This window comes from Arthrobacter sp. 2MCAF14, assembly GCF_052115645.1.
Classification (GTDB): Bacteria; Actinomycetota; Actinomycetes; order Actinomycetales; family Micrococcaceae; genus Arthrobacter.
This window is the reverse complement of sequence record NZ_JBFRHB010000003.1, coordinates 33,795-53,212: the sequence shown is the minus strand read 5'-3', so window position 1 is coordinate 53,212 and position 19,418 is coordinate 33,795. Positions and strand designations below refer to the sequence as shown.

Below are 19,418 nucleotides of genomic sequence, written 5' to 3'. Positions count from 1 at the left end.
TGGGGGTCGGCATGGATGCTAACCCCCAGCATTCATCTGGGCTCGGTGTTATTTTCCGATGACGCCGATGGGAACGATCTTGCCGTTCTCAACTTTGTAGCCGTAAACATCAGGCGTTGCCAGTTCGCCGGTTGCATCCCACTTGTAGTGCTTCGACAGGCCGTCTGCATCGTAGGACTTGACCCAGGAAAGAAGGTCCGCGCGGGACTGCTTGCCCTTGTCGATACCTGAGAGCAGGACCGTGGCTGCATCGTAACCTTCAATGGAGTAGGTTCCGGGCTCAGCGTTGGCCAGCTTCTTGTACTCGGACTCGAAGCTCGGGATCAGCTCGCCGGGGATGCAAGGGCAGGTGAAGTACGAGTTCGACGACGCATCGCCGGCCTGCTTGATGAACTGGTCATCCTTCACGCCATCCGGACCCACGAAGGAGCCGGTGAATCCCTTTCCAACCAGCTGCTGGTCGAAGGGAGCACCTTCTGCGTAGTAGCCGGCGTAGTAGACGGTGTCTGCCTTGGCGTTCATGATCTTGGAAATCACGGCCGAGAAGTCCTTCTGGCCAGTGACGACCTTGTCGGACCCCACCATCGCGGAGCCAAGGGCCGCGGACGTCGTGGTTCCCAAACCGATGCCATAGTCAGAGTCGTCCTGGACGAGGTAGACCTTCTTTGCCTGCAGCTTGTCCGTGAGGAACTTCGCCGCCGCCGGACCCTGGACGGCGTCATTGCCGAGGGCGCGGAAGAAGGTGGTCCAGCCGTTCTTCGTCAGGCTCGGGTTGGTTGCGGAGGGCGTGATGTGCACCAAGCCCTTCTGCTCGAAGATGTTGCCGGTGGCCTTGGATTCTCCCGAGAAGGGCAAGCCCACCACTCCGATGATGTCCGACTCGGACACGATCTGCGTTACCGGGCCAGTGGCCTTGTTCGGGTCGCCTTCAGTATCGAATTTCTTGAACTGGACCTGGCAGCCGGGGTTCGCGGTGTTGTGCTGGTTGATGGCCAGCTGGATGCCGTTGAAGATGTTGATACCCAGCTGGGCGTTGGGTCCTGTCTCGGCACCGGCATAGGCAAGGGTGGTGGTTGACGGGCATGTCCCCTTGCCATCGCCTGCAGGCAAAACAGCTCCGGCAGGAACGTCGACTTTGGAAATCGCAGGGATATTGATCCTGCCGCCGCCACCTGTGGTTTCAGTGCCGCTAGGAGCGGTCTGGTTCGCACAGCCCGCCACGAGCATGCCAAGAGTGGCCGCTGCTGCAATCGCCGAAATGACTTTCTTCCTGTACATAAATAGCCTCCGCGGTGCGTCTGATTCGTGGTCATTCGCCCGAAGTCACTTTCACTTCGAACATGTTCCATGAGAGTACTACCAAATATGTGTCCTGGAACACATATATGCAGGTCAGGATCTAATAACGGTGGATCACCACCCTGCCCGGACAGCTCTTCGCGTGAACGCGGGGTTAATTTCCTGTCACGGCACAAGCTGGCGCAACACGGGGGGCGGCACGGTTCGCATTTCGCGTGCGTGCCCCAGGTGGGACTCGAACCCACAACACGCGGATTTTAAGTCCGCTGCCTCTGCCAATTGGGCTACTGGGGCGCCCGGATAATGGTAACCCAGCGCACTCCCCTCCTTTGCCTCCTAGAGACCTTGGAATGGCGCGGCATAACGAAAGGTTCCGCTGACGCCGTCGGGCCATGCTTTGAGGGGCAACAGCTGGAAATGGTCGACCCACGCGACGTCGGGGGCCATCACGCCCAGCTTTCGGGCTGGTAGAAATCCGAAGCGCGGATAATACCCGGTGCTGCCCAGCAGGGCGATGCCCGGTTCGCCCGCATCATCGGCCCGTCGAGCGGTTTCCCGCAAGAGCGCAGATCCGATGCCGCGACGCTGCAGGTGTGGCTGGACGCTGATCGGGCCCAGCCCCAAAAGCCGGAGCTCCCCGATCCAGCCGCGGGTACTGATGACGTGGCCTACGATCTCACCGGCAATCTCGGCCACGATGCTGAACTGCGGCAAGTACTCATCGCAGTCGAAGAGTTCACGCAGCAGCGTCACTTCGGCCGGGACTCCTTCGACGGGCAGCCCGGTGACCGGGCTGGTGGAAAAGGCGGCAGCCGTGAGCGCCAACACGGACTCGCGGTCGGCCGGTCTCTCAGTTCGAAGCACGACGCCTTGGCCCAGCAGTCCAAGCACTTCCATGGCGTGCCCGCGTTCGGCGGATGGAACCAACAGGTGGTCGTGATGGAACCCGGCCAGGACGTTGCAGCTGATACCGGCTGCCGTGAGGGCGGAGCTGACTGCCGCGGTGAGCCCCACAGCTTCCAGCGCAGAATGGATTTGAAGGGTGATCCACGCCGCCACGAAATCGTAGGACAGTCCCAGGCGCCCGGCTTCCTCCCGGCGCAGCACCACTGTAAAGCCCTCCGCCTCGCGGACAGCGGCTTCGATATGGCCCTCAAGCGGTTTGCCGTACGGCCACAACGCGTACACGTAGTCACCGTCTCGAAGCACGGGGTGCATGGATCTCAGGAGAGTCGTCAGATCGCTTTCGCCAGCCATGCTGCAAGTCTAGGACCCGCTATTAAACGACGACGGCGGCCGCCTCCCGCGTGGGAGACGGCCGCCGTCGTCGGTACTACTTGGGGTTGGCTACTTTGCGTCAGCCGTGACCGGAGCCTTGGCTTCAGCAGGCTCGGCAGCCGGCGCGGGTGCGGCGGCCGGCTTGGGAGCCGGGGTGGCAGCGGCCACGAAGGCTCCGCGCGGGTTGTCGAGGTCCAGCAGCTGCGTGGTGTCGCGGCCCATGGTCATGCCCAGGAGCCAGTTGAAGATCACGCGGACCTTGCGCTCACCGGTGGGGATGGCCAGGCCGTGGTAGCCGCGGTGGGCCAGCCAGGCGAGTCCACCCTTGAGTCCAATACGGCCCAGGATGTTGATGTTGGCAACGCCCTTCCACTCACCGAAGCCGGCAACCGCGCCAAGGTTCTTGTGCTTGTAGTCGCCCATAGGCTTGTCCCAACGGGAGGCCCACAGGTTCTTGGCAAGGCGCTTGGCCTGGCGCAGGGCGTGCTGGGCGTTCGGAACGCAGGTGCCGTCCGGCAAGCCGCTGCCCGTGAGATCGGGAACGGCAGCGATATCGCCGGCTGCCCAGGCGTTGTCGATGATGCCTTCGTCGCCCGCAATGCGCAGGTCCGGGAGGACACGGACACGCCCGCGCGGCTCGAGCGGGAAGTCGGTGGAACGGATCATCGGGTTGGCCTGCACGCCTGCGGTCCACACGAGGGTGTCGGCTTCGAACTCCTGGGCAGGGGTCTTGTCCGGCAGGTTGATGAGCTTGAGGCTGCCCTCTGCGTTGTCGAGGGACGTGTTGAGCAGGACCTCGATGCCGCGGCTGCGCAGGTGTTCAACAACCCACTCGGCCTGGGCTGCGGTGACCTCGGGCATGATGCGGCCCATGGCTTCGACGAGAACGAAGCGGACCTCTTCCTGGCGGACGCGCGAGTTGTTCTTGACCGCAGCGCGGGCGAGGTCTTCCATCTCGGTGATGCACTCAATACCGGCGAAACCGCCACCGACGACCACGAAGGTCAGGGCCTTGGCGCGCTCGGCAGCGTCCGTCATGGTGGAAGCGAGCTCGATGCGCTCAAGGACCTTGTTTCGCAGGGCGACCGCTTCTTCGATGGTCTTCAGGCCAATGCCTTCGTCAGCAAGGCCCTTGATGGGGAAGGTCCGGGTAATGGCACCGGCGGCAACCACTACGTCGAAGTAAGGGATCTCGAAAGGCTCTCCACCGTCGGCCGGAGCAACAACGGCGGTGCGGTTCTGGTGGTCGATGCTAGTGACGCGGCCCTGGATGAGTTCCGTCTGCTTGAGGTGTTGGCGGTGCGAAATGACGGCGTGGCGTGCCTCGATGTTGCCGCCGGCCACCTCGGGGAGGAAGGGCTGGTAGGTCATGTAGGGAAGCGGATCGACGACGGTGACGATGCCACCGGCGTTCGCGATCTTCTTCTGCAGCTTGAGTGCTACGTACAGGCCGACGTATCCGCCGCCGACAACGAGAACACGGGGACGGTCAATGAGCTCAGGGGTGGTTGCCATAAGAATAGAGTACAGCACCTTGTGAAAATCTTCACTAACTATTTCGCGAAGCTACACGCTACCGCCGGGGGCTATTTCGGGCCGATCGGATCCACGACGTCCACCACGCCGGTCGCGGGCTCGTCGGGCAGTTCCGGTGTGGTCCGGTAGGCGCGCCTCAATTGGACGGAGGCCCCCGCAACGATCGCCACGAAAAGCGAACCGAAGCCGATGACCACAGCGGCCGGAACCGCCGTGTCGGCCTGCGAGGGCGCCTTCGCCGCAGGAACTGTGGGATCCGCCAAGGTGGCCGCAGGTATGCTCGGCTTCGATGTTGACGGAGGTGTGGGGCTGCTGAGGTCCCCGCGCCGATGCACCCGGATCCAGTCCGCAATCGATCCCACCGGATTGCTCGCTACCTCGGGCACATCGGCTTTCAGGGCCGCCTCGGCGTTGAGGATGCCGTACCCGTAGATGGGGTCCTTGCCGGGCGCCCCTGCATCCTCGGCCGTCGACACAATTCTGTTGATGACCTGCTTGGCGCTCATATCCGGCCATTTCGAGCGAATAAGAGCCGCGACCCCGGAGACAATCGGCGCGGAGCCGGACGTGCCGGCCCAGTCTTCATAGCTACCCCCAGGCAGTCCGCCCACCAGCTTTTCCGCGGGCGCCGAGACGCCGATGCTGATTCCCTGCGAAGAAGCGTCGACGCTGGCCGTGCGGTTCCGGTCGAGTCCTGCCACGGTCAGTACACCCGGAATCGTGGCCGGCGCGCCGACCTGGACGTTTCCACCGATCCGGTTGCCCGCCGCGGCCACAATGACCACGTCCTTTTGTTCGGCATAGAGGAACGCCGCGTCCCAGCTCTGGGGCCAATCAGGCGATGTGCTGCCGAGGGAAATATTGATGACCTTGGCGCCGTTGTCCACTGCCCATCGGACAGCTTCGGGAATCTGTTCCTGGTCCGTCTTCCCCGCGGGATTCGGCGAACCGAGCCAAGCGGAAACGGACAGGATCTGGGCCTCGGGCGCGACGCCGACGATTCCGTCCGGGCCGACACTGGAACCGGACGAAGGAGACGACGCCGGCGACGGAGACGAGGGAGCGGTTGATGGACTGGCCGAAGCGTGTCCACGCCCTGCGAGGAGCGTGGCGACGAGGGTCCCGTGCTCGGATTTGGCCCCGATGCTCTTCTGGCCGTTCGGATCTCCCGCACCCGAAGCATCGGTTCCGCCGACCACCGCACCCTTGAGGTCGGGGTGTTGCCCGTCCACCCCGCTGTCGATGATGGCCACCTTCACCCCGGCGCCCTTTGATACCTGCCAGGCTGCGGAGATGCCGTACTCGTTGAGCCAGTATTCCTTGTCCCGCCAAGAGTCGGCGAACGCCGAGGGGGCGGTGAGCAGGGCCCCTGCGAGGCTTCCCCCGGCCAACATGGCAGCCAGCGCGGCCGATGCTGTCCGGCGGCGCCAACCGTGTGGCAACGTCATCAGCGAACACCCATGCTCAACGAATACTCAGTGCGATGCCGTCGAGGATGTCGTGCTCGCTGGAGATGGCAGCAGTGATGGAGCCCTCTCCGAGCTCTGCCAAGCGCTGGAGGATACGGCGCCACACGAGGGCTCCGGCACCGATGACGTCAACGCGTCCGGGGTGCATGTAGGGCAGCCGGGCACGTTCCTCGCGGCTCATTTCCAACAAACTTGTGGCCGCGTCGCTGATGGTCGCCAGGTCCAGGCTGGCACCGTGGATGAGTGCGGGATCGTACTCGCCCAGGCCCAAAGCGTGCGCCGTGATGGTGGTTACGGTACCGGCAACGCCCACGACGGCGGTGGCCCGGCCCAGCGGGACCGTGCGGGCCACGAGGTCCATGGCTGCGTCGACGTCGGCTTCCGCGGCGGAGATCTGCTCCGGCGTCGGAGGGTCGCTGCGGAGGTGCCGCTCGGTCAGCCGCACGCAGCCGATGTCGACGGATTTGGCCGCAATGACGCCGTCGGAGTCTCCGAGGACGAACTCGGTGCTTCCGCCGCCAAGATCCACCACAAGCACCGGGTCCTTGCCGCGCGAAGGCAGCACACTGCTTGCGCCGGCGAAGGACAGCGAGGCTTCTTCGTCACCGGAGATGACCTCGGGTTCGACGCCCAGCAGCTCCCGGATCCCGTCAACAAAGACGTCCCGGTTACGGGCGTCCCGGCTGGCAGAGGTCGCCACGAAACGGACGCCGCCGGCGCCATGACGGCGGATCAGTTCGGCGTAGTCGGCGGTTGCCGCAAAGGTGCGTTCGAGCGCCTCGGGGGCTAGTTCGCCGGTGGCGTCAACCCCTTGGCCGAGGCGCACAACGCGCATCTCGCGGACAACGTCCCGCAGCGGAAAGCCTGCGTCCGCGCCGTTCGCATCCGCGATCAGGAGCCGGATCGAATTGGTACCGCAGTCGATGGCAGCTACCCGGTTCATACGTTGCGCTCCCCTGCGGCTGGTTCCCCTGATGGCTCTGATGCGTGGGAGGACTTGGATTTGCGGACCGGGGCGGGACGGCCCACGATGTCCGGCAGGCCCTGCGGTCCGTGGCGGCTGAGGTCCCGGGACGGGGCCTCCCCCGCACTGTCCCACGCGCCGTCGCAATAGCAGCGGTCCGCGGTCCACCATTCGCTGATCGCCCCGATGGCCTCATCGCCAAGCGGATTGACGCCGGGACCGGCGGCCAGGGAGTGGCCGACCAGCACGTGCAGGCACTTGACGCGGGTGGGCATGCCACCGGCCGAGACGCCGGCGATTTCTGGAACGTCGCCGGTGCCGGCACGTCCGGCAATCTCGTCACGTGCCTGGAGATAGGCTTCGTGGGCGCTCCTATAGGACGCCGCCAAAGGCTCGTCAGCGGTGAGACGTTCGTTCATCTCATTCATGAGCCCGCCGGCTTCCAGCCGCGACACGGCGGCGGTGATGACGGGGTGCGTCAAGTAGAACGTCGTGGGAAACGGGGTGCCGTTGCTCAAGCGCGGAGCGGTCGCGGCGACCAGCGGGTTGCCGCACACGCAGCGCGCCGGGATTTCGACGACGTCGCGCACCGGCCGTCCGAGCTGGCGGCTGAGGATCTCGAGATCGTGTGCTGATGGCTTGCGGGCCTCCTGCGATGCAGGTGCCGAGTTGTCTTCCACTGGCGCTGCCATCCTTCCTGCCCTGTTTGGCCGCGCCCATCAGGGCGCGACGGCGGCGGGCACCGCATCTAGTCTGTTGCCGAGCGCCTGATGGATTCCCACAGGCCATCCACCCATGGCAGATTGGACGGGCTTCCGGAAGCTCCCGAGCTGGTGCTTCCGCCCGGTGTCCCGGCGGGAACGTCTCCACCAAACACCCAGTAGCCTGCTTCACCTGGCATAACCATGTTAATGCGATCCCGGGCTTGTTGTTTCACATAGTTGGGGTCCTGCCACCGCGTGATCTGCTTCTGGAGGCTCGCCTGCTCGGCCTGTTTGCTGGCAATATCGGCTTCCAAGCTGGAGATTTCCGCCTTTTTCTCCAACCAGATCTTGACTGTGGGCGCGAGCATGATGGTGATCGCGATCATCACCACAGCGAGGGCAAGCATCCGGCCGGAGAAAGCCTTCGCGGGCACTGGGCGCGCGCTGTAGTCCTTGTCGGTGTGCGTGGAGCCGCCACCGGACGTTTTGTTGGATGCCTTGCCGACAACCGGGGTGCTTCCCGTTCTGCCCGGAAGCGAACGTCCCGGTTTCACCGCAGAACCAGCCTTGGATCCGGACTGGGCCTTGCTTTGCGTGCCGCCTTCGTCTTTGACATTGGACGACGTCCTGGACCCGGCGTTAACCGGGTTCTCTCGCTGGGCAGCGCTTGCCTTGCGGGATTCGCCGAAGTCGGCACGGATGACATGGCCGCCGTCGGCATTTTTTTGGGGCGAGCGGCCGAGGGCATCTGCCCGGGGGACCTTGGGGCGGCGGGTGGCCATGACACTCCTGTAATGCCTGGTGCTTGCCTGGCGGGTTGCTGCGCGTTGCGTGCCTCACGGAGCCTGCGGTTTGCCGAAGTGCTCGCACATTTCGTTAAACAGAACCGGTGGCTATGGTCTTTCCACCATAGCCACCGGTCAGCTGTTTCAGCGGATACTAGCCCTTGAAACGCGGGAAAGCGCTTCGGCCGGCGTAGCGTGCGGCGTCGTCGAGCTCTTCTTCGATGCGCAGCAGCTGGTTGTACTTGGCGACGCGCTCGGAGCGGGCCGGGGCACCGGTCTTGATCTGGCCCGCGTTGGTGGCAACGGCGATGTCAGCAATGGTGGTGTCCTCGGTTTCGCCGGAGCGGTGCGAGGTGATGGTGGTGTAACCGGAGCGCTGGGCCAGGGAAACGGCGTCCAGGGTTTCGGTCAAGGAACCGATCTGGTTGACCTTGACGAGCAGGGAGTTGGCCGTGCCGGAGTCGATGCCCTGCTGCAGGCGGATCGGGTTGGTGACGAAGAGATCGTCGCCAACCAGCTGGACCTTGTCACCGATGGTGTCGGTGAGGGTCTTCCAGCCTTCCCAGTCGTTTTCGTCCAGCGGGTCTTCGATGGAGACCAGCGGGTAGTCGGCAACGAGTTCGGCGTAGTAGGCGCTCATCTCGGTGGCCGAGAGTGCCTTGCCTTCGAACTGGTAGGCGCCGTCCTTGTAGAACTCGGAGGAGGCGACGTCCAGCGCGAGGGCGATGTCCTTGCCCGGGGTGTAGCCGGCGTTCCTGATGGCTTCCTGGATGAGGTCCAGTGCGGCGCGGTTGGACGGCAGGTTCGGCGCGAAGCCGCCTTCGTCGCCGAGGCCGGTGGAGAGGCCCTTGGCCTGCAGGACCGACTTGAGGTTGTGGTAGACCTCAACGCCCCAGCGCAGGCCTTCGGAGAAGGTCTCGGCGCCGATCGGGGCGATCATGAATTCCTGGATGTCGACGTCGGAGTCGGCGTGGGAGCCACCGTTGAGGATGTTCATCAGCGGGACGGGCAGGACGTGGGCGTTAGGGCCACCGAGGTACTTGTACAGCGGCAGATCCGCGGAGGCGGCAGCTGCGTTGGCCACGGCGAGCGAAACGCCGAGGATGGCGTTCGCGCCGAGCTTGCCCTTGTTCGGGGTGCCGTCGAGGTCGATCATGGCCTGGTCGATGCTGCGCTGGTCCGTGGCGTCGAAGCCGATCAGGGCCGGAGCGATTTCGTCGATGACCGCGTCAACGGCCTTCTGGACGCCCTTGCCGAGGTAACGGCCTTTGTCGCCGTCGCGCAGCTCAACGGCTTCGTGCTCGCCGGTGGAAGCACCGGAGGGAACTGCCGCGCGGCCGATCTGGCCATCGGAAAGCAGAACTTCAACTTCTACTGTCGGGTTTCCGCGGGAATCAAGGATCTCGCGGGCGTGGATGGCATCGATAAGCGCCATGGACTGCTCCTTATGGTGAAGCGATTTACTGGGAATCTTGAGGGAAATTCTCGACGTCCTCGTCGCCACTAGCCTAGTCGAGACCGGCCAAGGTTACGGAACAGCGTCGGAACCCTCACGTTTTGTGGCTTCGCCGTCGCGGCCCTGGTACCGGCGGACGGCACCGCGCAAGGCCCGTTCGGCGTCGAAGCCCTTCTCCCTTGAGCCCGCGACGACGGCAAGCAGCAAGTCTCCAAGCGCAGCTTCGGAATCGGGAACCTCCACCGCCGCAACTGGACGTCCACCGGGTTCCGCGCCGCCCGCGCGTTCCGCACGCTCGGCACGGTCAAGGGACTTTTGCGCCAGGGCGAGGGCGGGAAGGTGGGGTGGAATGCCTTCGAAGGGATCCGAACGCCCGGGCTTTTCGGCCTTCTTCACGGCGTCCCACTTTTCGACGATCTCCTCCACGGTGGCCGGAAAGGATTCCTGCAAGGACCCGTCCGGCTTGAAGACGTGCGGGTTGCGCCGCACCATCTTCTCCGTGATGGTGCGCGCGACGTCGTCGAAGGTGAACTGTCCTTGCTCCTCGGCGAGCCGGGCGTGCAGCACCACTTGGAGCAGCACGTCTCCCAGCTCGCCGCGGAGTTCGTCGGCAGTGTCGGAACCGGAGGCGCCGGCCTCGATCGAGTCGACCACTTCGTACGCTTCCTCGATCAGGTACTCGACGAGGGACTCATGGGTCAGCGCCCCCATCCACGGACAGTGCTCGCGCAAAGAGGCGATCTTTTGCACAAGCACTTCAGCGGGACTTTCAGGGGCTGCGCCTGCAGGTGTTTGCTCAGGCAAGGTTCGCGTAGGCGTCGTTGATGTACTCCACCAACGCTTCTTTTTCGTCAAGCGGCAGGAACGACGACTCGGCGGCGTTGAGGGTCAGTTCGAGGAGGTCGTCGAGATCGTAGTCGAAGGTCTCCACGAGAAGCTCGAACTCGTCCGTGAGCGTCACGCCGCTCATGAGCCGGTTGTCCGTATTGATGGTGACGTTGAAGCCCAACTGGTACAGCATGTCCAGCGGGTGGTTCTCGATGCCTTCGCCGAAGTTCGCGATTGCCCCGGTCTGCAGGTTGGACGAGGGGCAGATTTCCAGCGCGATTCCGCGATCGCGGACCCAGCCGGCCACCTCACCCAAGGTGACCATGCCGACGGTGTCCTCGGCGTCGTCGTCGGCTTCTTTGCCCTCGGCATCTTCGAACTCAACGGTGATGTCCTCCGCGATACGTACGCCGTGGCCCAAGCGCAGGGCGCGGCCGTCCACAAGGGCCGACTGGATGCTTTCCAGGCCTGCGGCTTCGCCGGCGTGCACCGTAGCCGGGAAGTTGTGATCGGCCAGATAGGTGAAAGCGTCCTTGAAGCGGGAAGGCAGGAAGCCGTCCTCGGCCCCGGCGATGTCGAAGCCGACAGCTCCGTTGTAGCGGTGCCGTACGGCGAGCTCGGCAATTTCCTGGCCGCGGTCCGCGTGGCGCATCGCCGTGATGAGCTGGCCCACCTGGATCTGGCGGCCGGACTCCTCAACGGCGTCCACGCCGGCGTCGAGGCCTTCCTGGACGGCGTCCACAACCTCATCCAGGGTGAGGCCCTTCTGCAGGTGCTGTTCGGGTGCCCAACGGATCTCGCCGTACACGACGCCGTCGTCAGCCAGGTCCTCAACGAACTCCTTGGCGACGCGAGCCAGGCCTTCCTTGGTCTGCATGACAGCAATCGTGTGGTCAAAGGTTTCGAGGTAGCGGACCAAGGAACCGGAATCCGCGGACTCACGGAACCACTGGCCCAGCGCTACGGGATCCGTGGAAGGCAGGGTGTGGCCGACGGCCTCCGCCAGCTCGATGATGGTGGCCGGGCGCAGTCCCCCGTCCAAATGGTCGTGAAGGGAAACTTTCGGCAGGCTCTTCAGGTCGAAGTCAAGGGCAGGGGCGGCATCAACAATAGGCTCAGTCACGTCTCAACTCTAGGGGGACGGAAGAAGCTTAGCCAGCAGGGTTTGAGCGGTCGACACCGGACGCCGCGTTAACCGCGGTACCCGCGTCTGCTGCGGCTGCTTCCGGGGAAGCTGCTTCCTTCTTCTCGCCGTCCTTCTTTTCCCCGTCTTTCTTTTCCCCGTCTTTCTTTTCAAGGTGCTTGTGCCACCAACGCAAGGTGTGGTCCACGATGACGCCGAGCACCACGGCGAATGCCACGGCAATCCCCACGCCGAGGAGCGGGTTGTTGTGCACCCAGTGGCCGGCCAGCGATCCAATGCCGATCGAATAAACTACCCACGTGGAGCACGCGAAGGCATCGAGGAAGAAGAAGGTCTTGTGGCGGAAGCCGGTCTGTCCGGCGACGTAGTTCACCGCTACCCGGCCCCACGGTATGTATCGGGCCGTGAAGATAAGCACTGCGCCGCGCTTGTCCAGTTCATAGTGCGCCCAGGCGAACATCTTCTGGACCTTCGGCTTGCGCATCCATTTCCAGCGGTCCAGGCCGATCTTGCGGCCCAGCATGTAGGCCATGTTGTCGCCGGCCATGGCCCCGACGAGCGCCGTGGCGCCGAGGAGCCACAGGTTGGGCTCGCCGCGGTGCATGGCGAGGGCCGAGAGCCCTACGATCGCGGTCTCACTGGGAAGGATCGTGGCAAAGCCGTCGATGAAAAAGAAAACCAGGAGCACCGGGTAGATCCACGGTTGCCCGGCGGCATGCTCGAGCATGTGGTTCATGAATTCCACGCAGGCATTGCTCCTCAAGGAAAGTCACACGGTCGCGTGACATAGATCGCTATCCAGTGTCCCACGGCCGCGGCGTCGTTCGCTACGCCCCGGCCGCCGTGGAACACCCTTTAAGGCTAGCTCGAAAGTCGAAATGGAAGCATCCACCTGTGGAGGGATCTTCCAGTACCAAGCACGTCATACCCAGGGAGGAGATGGCGCCCCTTGGCTACGCCAGCTACACGACGGATTCCTCTTCGGGCTCCCCGGTTTCTTCGTCCTCTTCGATCGCGGGCGTGGCCCCGCGGACTTTGCTGATGACCCGGTCCACGATAATTCCCAGGATGACGGCCGCGCCGATCGCGATGATCGCTCCGAGCAGGTGGTTGTGCTCGAACCACTGGCCGAAGAACACGCCGATGGCCACCGAATAGCTGGCCCATAGAACGGCAGACATGGCCGTGAGCGCGACAAACACGCCGTGCGGGAAATGGGTTGCACCGGCTGTGAGGTTGACCGCTACACGCCCGATGGGGATGAACCGGGCCACCATGATCAGCGACGCGGCCCGGCGTCGAAGTTCCCTCCCGGCCCAGCGGAATGCACCCTGCATCCTTTGGGAACGCATCCACCGCCAGCGGCGAACACCTATTTTGCGGCCGATCAGGTAGGCGAGGTTGTCGCCAGTGAAAGCCCCAAGGGCCCCCACCAGGATCAACAACCACGTGTTGGGCATCCCTGCGGTGACGGAGACTGCAGCGAGTCCCACCACCATCGACTCGCTGGGAACGGGCGGGAAGAAACCGTCGATCACGCAGCAGGCGAAAACCAGAAGCAAGACCCAAGGCTGTCCGGCTGCGGCGAGGATGAAGTCGTTGATGGCTTGCACGGTCTTCCTAACGAATGGCCACAGGGATTGTCTCCGGGCATCCCAAAATGCCCGGGAGATCAGCCTAGGAGATCCGGCCGATAATGAGCCGTTGCGCCGGCCGTGAGCCTTCCGGCGCAATGAGCACGGCGCCTTCCAAGGCTTCCTTGGCCCTGTCGAACTTTTCCGGGGTGTCGGTCAGGAGGGTCATGAGCGGCTCCCCCGCCCGGACCAAGGCGCCCGGTTTGGCGTGCATGCGCACCCCTGCGCCGGCCTGGACGATGTCTTCCTTCCGGGCACGTCCGGCGCCCAGGCGCCACGCAGCCACGCCCACGGACAAAGCGTCGAGCTCCACCAGGACGCCGTCGGCCGGGGCCGGGATGACCTCGGATTCCTTGGCCACGGGCAGGGCGGCACGCGGATCGCCGCCCTGGGCCTCGATCATGCGGTTCCAGACGTCCATCGCGCGGCCGTCCTTGAGGGCGGCGGCGGGGTCGGCGTCGTGCACTCCGGCGCAGGCGAGCATCTCTTCGGCGAGCCTGACGGTCAGCTCGACGACGTCTTCCGGGCCGCCGCCCGCAAGCACCTCGATCGATTCCTCCACCTCGATGGCATTACCGGCGGTCAAGCCCAGCGGCGTGCTCATGTTGGTCAGGAGGGCCACCGTGTTGACGCCCGCATCCTTGCCGAGGGCCACCATGGTTTCGGCCAACTCGCGGGCACGGGCTTCGTCCTTCATGAACGCCCCGGAGCCCACCTTCACGTCGAGCACCAGCGAGCCCGTGCCTTCGGCGATCTTCTTGCTCATGATGGACGAGGCAATCAGGGGAATGGCTTCCACGGTGCCCGTGACGTCGCGCAGGGCATAGAGCTTCTTGTCCGCCGGAGCCAAACCCGTGCCGGCGGCGCAAATGACAGCGCCCACGTCCTGCAGTTGGGCCAGGATTTCCTCGTTGCTCAGGTTCGCCCGCCACCCGGGAATTGCCTCGAGCTTGTCGAGCGTGCCGCCCGTATGGCCCAGTCCCCTGCCGGACAGCTGGGGAACCGCCACTCCGAAGACCGCCACGAGCGGCGCAAGGGGAAGGGTGATTTTGTCCCCGACACCCCCGGTTGAGTGTTTGTCGGTGGTGGCTTTCACGCCGCCGTCAGGACGACGAAGGCTCGAGAAGTCCATCCGCTCGCCCGAGGCGATCATCGCCTCTGTCCAGCGCGAGATCTCGGCACGGTCCATCCCGTTGAGCAGGATCGCCATGTTCAGGGCCGCCATTTGTTCATCGGCAATGACGCCGCGGGTATAGGCATCGATCGTCCAGTCGATCTGCTCCGGGCTCAGGGTTCCCTTGTCCCGTTTGATGCTGATGATCTGTACGGCGTCGAACGCTTCAGTCTGTGTCACCGGTTCTCCTCCAGGTTGTCGGGACCGAAGGCATCTGGCAGCACTTGGTCCATGGTCTTGATGCCCTGCGTCGTCATGAGTTGCATGCCCGGTGCCCGGAATTCATACAGCAATTGCCTGCACCGGCCACACGGCATGAGGACATTGCCCTTCGAGTCGACGCAATAGAACGCCCGCAATCTGCCGCCGCCACCCATATGGAGGTCCCCCACCAAGGCGCACTCGGCGCACAGGGTGAGTCCATAGCTGGCGTTCTCGACGTTGCATCCGCTGACGATCCGCCCGTCCTCGGTGAGGGCGGCAGCCCCCACCGGGAACTTCGAATACGGAGCGTAGGCCTTCCCCATGGCGGCGACCGCGGCGGCCTCGAGGGCCGCCCAGTCCACGTCGGTATCCGTGAGCGCCACGGTCAGCCCTTGACGTACGGTATGCCGCTTGCCGCCGGCGGCCGGGACCTGCCCACCAATCCAGCGACGGCAAAGACCGTCAAGGCGTAAGGCAGCATGGCCATGAACTGGCTCGGCACGGGCGATCCGATGATGGTGATGACGCTCTGGAGGTTGTCCGCGAAGCCAAACAGCAACGCGGCCAGGAAGGCGCCGATCGGGTTCCAGCGGCCGAAGATCAACGCCGCCAGGGCGATATACCCGCGGCCACCGGACATGTCCTTGCTGAACGCATCCACGGATACGAGCGTGAAGAACGAGCCGCCAATGCCCGCGATCGCACCGCCCATGAGCACGTTCCAGAAACGGGTCCGGTTGACGTTGATGCCCACGGTGTCGGCTGCCTGTGGGTGCTCGCCGACGGCCCGCACGCGCAGTCCCCACTTCGTGTGGAAGAGGCCAAGGTAAACCACGATTACTGCGATGTACATCAAATAGCCCACGAGGGACTGGTGGAACAGGATGGGGCCGATGATGGGGATATCGGACAGGAAGGGGATGTCCACCGGAGGCAAGCGCCCCGGCTTGTTGAGTCCATCAGGGTCAGCCGTCAGCAGCGTCGAAAAGAGGAAGCTCGTCAGTCCGCTGATGAGGACGTTGAGCACGACGCCGACGATGATCTGGTTGACGAGGTACTTGATGCTGACCACGGCCAGGACCAAGGAAACAAGCGTCCCGGCGACGGCCGCCGCGACCAGCCCGGCGTAGACGTTGTGCGTCACCGTGGCAACAACGGCTGCGGAGAATGCTCCCAGCAGGAGCTGTCCTTCAATGGCAATGTTGACCACGCCGACGCGCTCGCACAGGACGCCGGAAAGGGATCCGAAGACGAGCGGCACGGCCAAGGTGACGGATCCTGCGATCAGTCCGGCGAGGGAGATCGACGGCTCATCGCCATTTCCGCCAGCGACGATCCAGACCATGAACCCGATGAGGAACACTGCGGCAAAGGTGCCGCCCACCCAGCGGGGTGCAGCCCTCTTCGTCTGGGTGAGATACACCGTGTAGCCTGCCAGGCCCAGAAGGATCACCGCAGCGATCCAGCCGATGGCCGCGGAAGGGAGCGTGATCTTGGAAACCCTTGCCACTCCGAGCGCGGCAAGGCCGAGGACCACGACGGCGGCGACGGTGGATGGGGGCAGCCAACCGGGTACCGTGCCTGAACCTGACGCCGTGCCTGAACCGGAGGTGAGGCCTGAACGACGGCGGACGAACCACAGGTATCCGAGACCAACGGAAAGCAGAAGTGCCAGGACGAACGTGACCAAAGCAGCGACACTGGAGGCCGCTTCATTGGCGGCCTCGGCAATGCCGAAGCCTGCCGACTTCGAATTGGACATGAAGCCGAACAGCATGGTTCCCAGGATTGCGAGCAGGGATAGTCCAATACCGGCCTTCCAGCTCACCAGCTCGGTGGCACCCGTCTTTCCGGGGCTCGCCGGGGCGTTTCCGGCGGGCGTGCCACCGCCAGGCTGAGTTGTTGTGGTGCTCATGCTGTTGCAGCTCCGCTCTCGATTTTTCCGGAGGGGATGGTTCCGGAGCCGGGGCCGCCAGTGGCCTTCTTCTTTTTCCGCGGGTTCAGCCCGAAGATCGCTCGCACCAGCGGCGGTGCCGCAATGAACAGGACGATCAACGACTGGATGACCAAGACGATGTCGATGGGGGTCTGGGTTTCAGCCTGCATCGCGACACCTCCCGCACGGAAGGCGCCGAACAGGAGCCCGGCGAAGAAGGTTCCCCACGGCGTCGAACGGCCAAGCAGCGCCACGGTGATGGCATCGAAGCCGATGGAAGCCGCGACGCCTCCGGAGAGGTATTTCTCCGTTCCGGATACCTGCGCAATGCCGGCCAGGCCTGCAAGCGCACCCGCAATCGCCATCACGAGTATCACGGCGCGGGGAACGTTGATTCCGGCGGTGCGTGCCGCGCTCTGGTTGGCGCCCACGGCCCGGAATTCAAAGCCGAGCGTGGAGCGCTTCAGGAGCCACCAGACGAAGACCGTTGCCAGCACTGCAAGGAGGAAGCCCGCGTGGAGCCTGAACTGGGGGCCGAGCAACTCCGGGAACAGTGCCGACTGGTCCAGGAAGGGCGAGATCGGGTTGGTCGAGCCCTTGCGCTGGAAAGCCGGAGTGGTCAGGAGGAACAGGAGCAGGAAGTTCGCGATGTAGTTCAGCATGATGGTCACGATGACCTCATGCGCACCGGTCCGGGCCTTGAGGAGGCCGACGACGCCGCCCCACACCGCGCCGCCGACAAATCCGGCAACGATGACAAGCAGCAGGTGAACCAGGAAAGGCAAGTGCCAGGTGAAGCCCACGTAGGCGCCGAACAGGGCGCCGAAAATGATCTGCCCTTGCGCACCGATGTTGAACAGGGCCGCGCGGAAGGCCAAGGCCACGCCGAGTCCTGCCAGGATCAGGGGCGTGGACACCGTCAGGGTTTCAGTGATCGGGTACAGCTGGGCTGCGGCGTCGGCCCCGGCCCAGTTGAATATCGCGCCCTGGACCAACGCCACGTAGGGCCTGAAGACCTCGGTGAGCATGTCCCCCGGCTGCGCGAAGAAATAGCCTGCCGTTTCGGCAACTTTGGGGTTCGTCACGGCCATCAGGATGCCGCCGAGCACAATGGCGAGCAGCACGGACAACACCGAGACCATGGCGTTTCCGGTCACGATCTGCCGGAAGACTGAACCACCGGCGGCGTGCGGGATCTGTCCGCCTTGGCTGGCAGCCGGTATTACAGATGGGGCCATTGCACCGTCCGCCGTGTCCAGCGCGACATCCAGGACGACCTCGTCGTCCAATGTTTCCGGGCGCTCCGGCTCGACCTCGTTTTCCTGCCGAGGGGTATTGGACTCAGACATGGGTTCCTCCCTCGAGGGTCTTGTGCGCAGTCAGTTCTGCCTCATGTTCCGGAACGCCGGCCATCATCAAGCCCAGCACATCGCGGGACGTACCAGCGGGAACGATCCCGACCAGCTTTCCCCGGTAGAGAACGGCGATCCTGTCAGCGAGCTCAAGGACTTCATCGAGTTCCGTGGACACGATCATCACCGGAGTTCCGTTGTCCCGTTCCGCAATGACCCTCTTGTGTACGAATTCGATGGAGCCGACATCGAGCCCTCGGGTGGGCTGCGATGCGATGAAGAGCCTCAATGGCCTGGACAGCTCCCGGGCCAGGACCACCTTTTGCTGGTTGCCTCCGGAGAGCGTACCCACAGCGACATCGATCGACGGCGTCCGCACATCGAACTCCTCGACCTTCTTCTCCGCGTGCGAAGCAATCAAGGCCGGTTTCATGCCGATGCCTTGGGCGAAAGGCGCCTTGTCGTAAAGGTCCAGGATCATGTTCTCGGAAATGGAGAACGTTCCCACCAGGCCGTCGATCTTGCGGTCCTCAGGGACGAACCCGACGCCGGCGGACAGGACCTGCTTGACGCTCTTGCCGAGCAGTTCGACGTCATCGAGGACGATGGACCCGGTGACGTGCTGCTGGACGCCGAGGATGGCTTCCGTGAGCTCCGTCTGGCCGTTGCCTTGGACACCGGCGATGGCAAGCACTTCACCCTTGGCGATGTCGAAGCTCAGCCCGTCCACGACGTGCTGGCCATTGTGGTCCACAACGGTCAGGTCCCGGACCTTGAAGGTCGCCTCACCCGGCTGGGCGGGCTTCTTTTCCAGGGTCAGGCTGACCGCCCGGCCTACCATCGCCGAGGCGAGTTCCGTCGGGGACGCCGAGGGATCGGCCGAGCCGACTACTTTGCCCCGCCGGATCACCGTGATGATGTCCGAAATTTCCTTGACCTCGCGCAATTTGTGCGAAATGAAGACAATTGACTTTCCGGCGGCTTTGAGCTGCCGGATGATGTCCAGGAGCTCATCGGTTTCCTGCGGAGTGAGAACCGCGGTCGGTTCATCGAGAATCAGGACTTCCGCGTCGCGAACGAGTGCCTTGATGATCTCGACCCGTTGCTGCACGCCCACGGGCAGGTCTTCCACGAGGGCATCGGGGTCGACGTGGAATCCGTATTGCTTGGAAATCTCGGAGATCCTGCGGCGGGTTTCATCCAGGTTCAGGAAACCGGCAGCCTTCGTGGCTTCGTTTCCCAAGGCGACATTTTCGGCGACGGTGAATACCGGAATCAGCATGAAGTGTTGGTGGACCATGCCGATCCCTGCCGCCATGGCATCGCCGGGACCCTTGAAGACGACCGGCTTGCCGTCGACCAGGATTTCGCCCTCGCTGGGATCGTAGAGTCCGTAAAGGACATTCATCAGGGTGGATTTTCCGGCACCGTTTTCGCCCAACAGGCAATGGACTTGGCCGGGTTCAACCACGAGATCGATGTGGTCATTGGCTACGAGGGATCCGAAGCGCTTCGTGATCCCTTTCAGTTCGAGTTTCAAAACTCCAACCCATCTATAAAGGATGGCTCCTCGTCATCACCGTGGTCCCAGCATAGTGCTCGGCCAAGGAGTGTCGAAGAGCAAATTGAAGGCAACGCAGAACGCGCTGCCCTTC

The 19,418-nt window shown here is 63.9% G+C and carries 17 protein-coding genes and 1 tRNA gene; all 18 read right to left on the bottom strand.

Annotated features, from left to right (window positions below):
- Positions 1-48: 48 nt before the first annotated feature.
- The 18 genes from AB4074_RS03875 to AB4074_RS03790 all read right to left on the bottom strand — a co-directional run bounded on the left by AB4074_RS03875 (position 49) and on the right by AB4074_RS03790 (position 19,303).
- Entirely contained in the window at positions 49-1,278 is a 1,230-nt protein-coding gene (locus AB4074_RS03875) for a branched-chain amino acid ABC transporter substrate-binding protein (RefSeq protein WP_441412186.1), read from the bottom strand.
- Between the two features lie 241 nt (positions 1,279-1,519).
- Positions 1,520-1,593: transfer RNA gene (locus tag AB4074_RS03870), tRNA-Leu, on the bottom strand.
- Positions 1,594-1,635: 42 nt separating this feature from the next.
- Positions 1,636-2,556: an N-acetyltransferase gene (locus AB4074_RS03865; RefSeq protein ID WP_441412185.1), complete on the bottom strand. Its 921-nt coding sequence runs from the start codon at positions 2,554-2,556 to the stop codon at positions 1,636-1,638.
- 90 nt (positions 2,557-2,646) lie between these two features.
- Positions 2,647-4,092: an NAD(P)/FAD-dependent oxidoreductase gene (locus tag AB4074_RS03860; protein ID WP_437772874.1), complete on the bottom strand. Its 1,446-nt coding sequence runs from the start codon at positions 4,090-4,092 to the stop codon at positions 2,647-2,649.
- A 71-nt stretch (positions 4,093-4,163) separates the two neighbouring features.
- Positions 4,164-5,561 carry a S8 family serine peptidase gene (locus tag AB4074_RS03855; protein WP_441412184.1) on the bottom strand — a complete coding sequence of 466 codons (1,398 nt, stop codon included), beginning with the start codon at positions 5,559-5,561 and terminating at the stop codon, positions 4,164-4,166.
- 16 nt (positions 5,562-5,577) lie between these two features.
- On the bottom strand, positions 5,578-6,525 hold the full coding sequence (locus AB4074_RS03850; RefSeq protein ID WP_441412183.1) for a Ppx/GppA phosphatase family protein: 948 nt from the start codon (positions 6,523-6,525) through the stop codon (positions 5,578-5,580).
- Positions 6,522-7,238, bottom strand: a complete 717-nt coding sequence (locus tag AB4074_RS03845) for a DUF501 domain-containing protein (protein ID WP_441412182.1) — start codon at positions 7,236-7,238, stop codon at positions 6,522-6,524. The genes AB4074_RS03850 and AB4074_RS03845 overlap by 4 nt, the downstream gene beginning before the upstream one ends.
- 56 nt (positions 7,239-7,294) lie before the next feature.
- Positions 7,295-8,032 (bottom strand): FtsB family cell division protein, encoded by a 738-nt coding sequence (locus AB4074_RS03840; RefSeq protein WP_441412181.1) that lies wholly within the window; start codon positions 8,030-8,032, stop codon positions 7,295-7,297.
- Positions 8,033-8,189: 157 nt separating this feature from the next.
- On the bottom strand, positions 8,190-9,470 hold the full coding sequence (gene eno / locus AB4074_RS03835) for a phosphopyruvate hydratase (RefSeq protein ID WP_441412180.1): 1,281 nt from the start codon (positions 9,468-9,470) through the stop codon (positions 8,190-8,192).
- Between the two features lie 93 nt (positions 9,471-9,563).
- Complete coding sequence (locus tag AB4074_RS03830) at positions 9,564-10,202, bottom strand: MazG nucleotide pyrophosphohydrolase domain-containing protein (RefSeq protein WP_441412179.1); 639 nt, start codon at positions 10,200-10,202, stop codon at positions 9,564-9,566.
- Between the two features lie 85 nt (positions 10,203-10,287).
- Positions 10,288-11,442: an adenosine deaminase gene (locus AB4074_RS03825; protein WP_441412178.1), complete on the bottom strand. Its 1,155-nt coding sequence runs from the start codon at positions 11,440-11,442 to the stop codon at positions 10,288-10,290.
- Positions 11,443-11,470: 28 nt separating this feature from the next.
- Entirely contained in the window at positions 11,471-12,190 is a 720-nt protein-coding gene (locus AB4074_RS03820; protein ID WP_441412284.1) for a DedA family protein, read from the bottom strand.
- A 235-nt stretch (positions 12,191-12,425) separates the two neighbouring features.
- On the bottom strand, positions 12,426-13,076 hold the full coding sequence (locus AB4074_RS03815) for a DedA family protein (protein ID WP_441412177.1): 651 nt from the start codon (positions 13,074-13,076) through the stop codon (positions 12,426-12,428).
- Positions 13,077-13,140: 64 nt separating this feature from the next.
- On the bottom strand, positions 13,141-14,451 hold the full coding sequence (locus AB4074_RS03810) for a thymidine phosphorylase (protein WP_441412176.1): 1,311 nt from the start codon (positions 14,449-14,451) through the stop codon (positions 13,141-13,143).
- Positions 14,448-14,858: a cytidine deaminase gene (locus AB4074_RS03805; RefSeq protein ID WP_441412175.1), complete on the bottom strand. Its 411-nt coding sequence runs from the start codon at positions 14,856-14,858 to the stop codon at positions 14,448-14,450. Before AB4074_RS03805 ends, AB4074_RS03810 begins: the two co-directional genes overlap by 4 nt.
- Positions 14,859-14,860: 2 nt before the next feature.
- Complete coding sequence (locus AB4074_RS03800; protein ID WP_441412174.1) at positions 14,861-16,390, bottom strand: ABC transporter permease; 1,530 nt, start codon at positions 16,388-16,390, stop codon at positions 14,861-14,863.
- Positions 16,387-17,760: an ABC transporter permease gene (locus AB4074_RS03795; RefSeq protein ID WP_441412173.1), complete on the bottom strand. Its 1,374-nt coding sequence runs from the start codon at positions 17,758-17,760 to the stop codon at positions 16,387-16,389. The genes AB4074_RS03800 and AB4074_RS03795 overlap by 4 nt, the downstream gene beginning before the upstream one ends.
- A complete protein-coding gene (locus AB4074_RS03790) occupies positions 17,753-19,303 on the bottom strand; it encodes an ABC transporter ATP-binding protein (protein WP_441412172.1) in 1,551 nt (516 codons plus the stop codon). Before AB4074_RS03790 ends, AB4074_RS03795 begins: the two co-directional genes overlap by 8 nt.
- Positions 19,304-19,418: the final 115 nt, after the last annotated feature.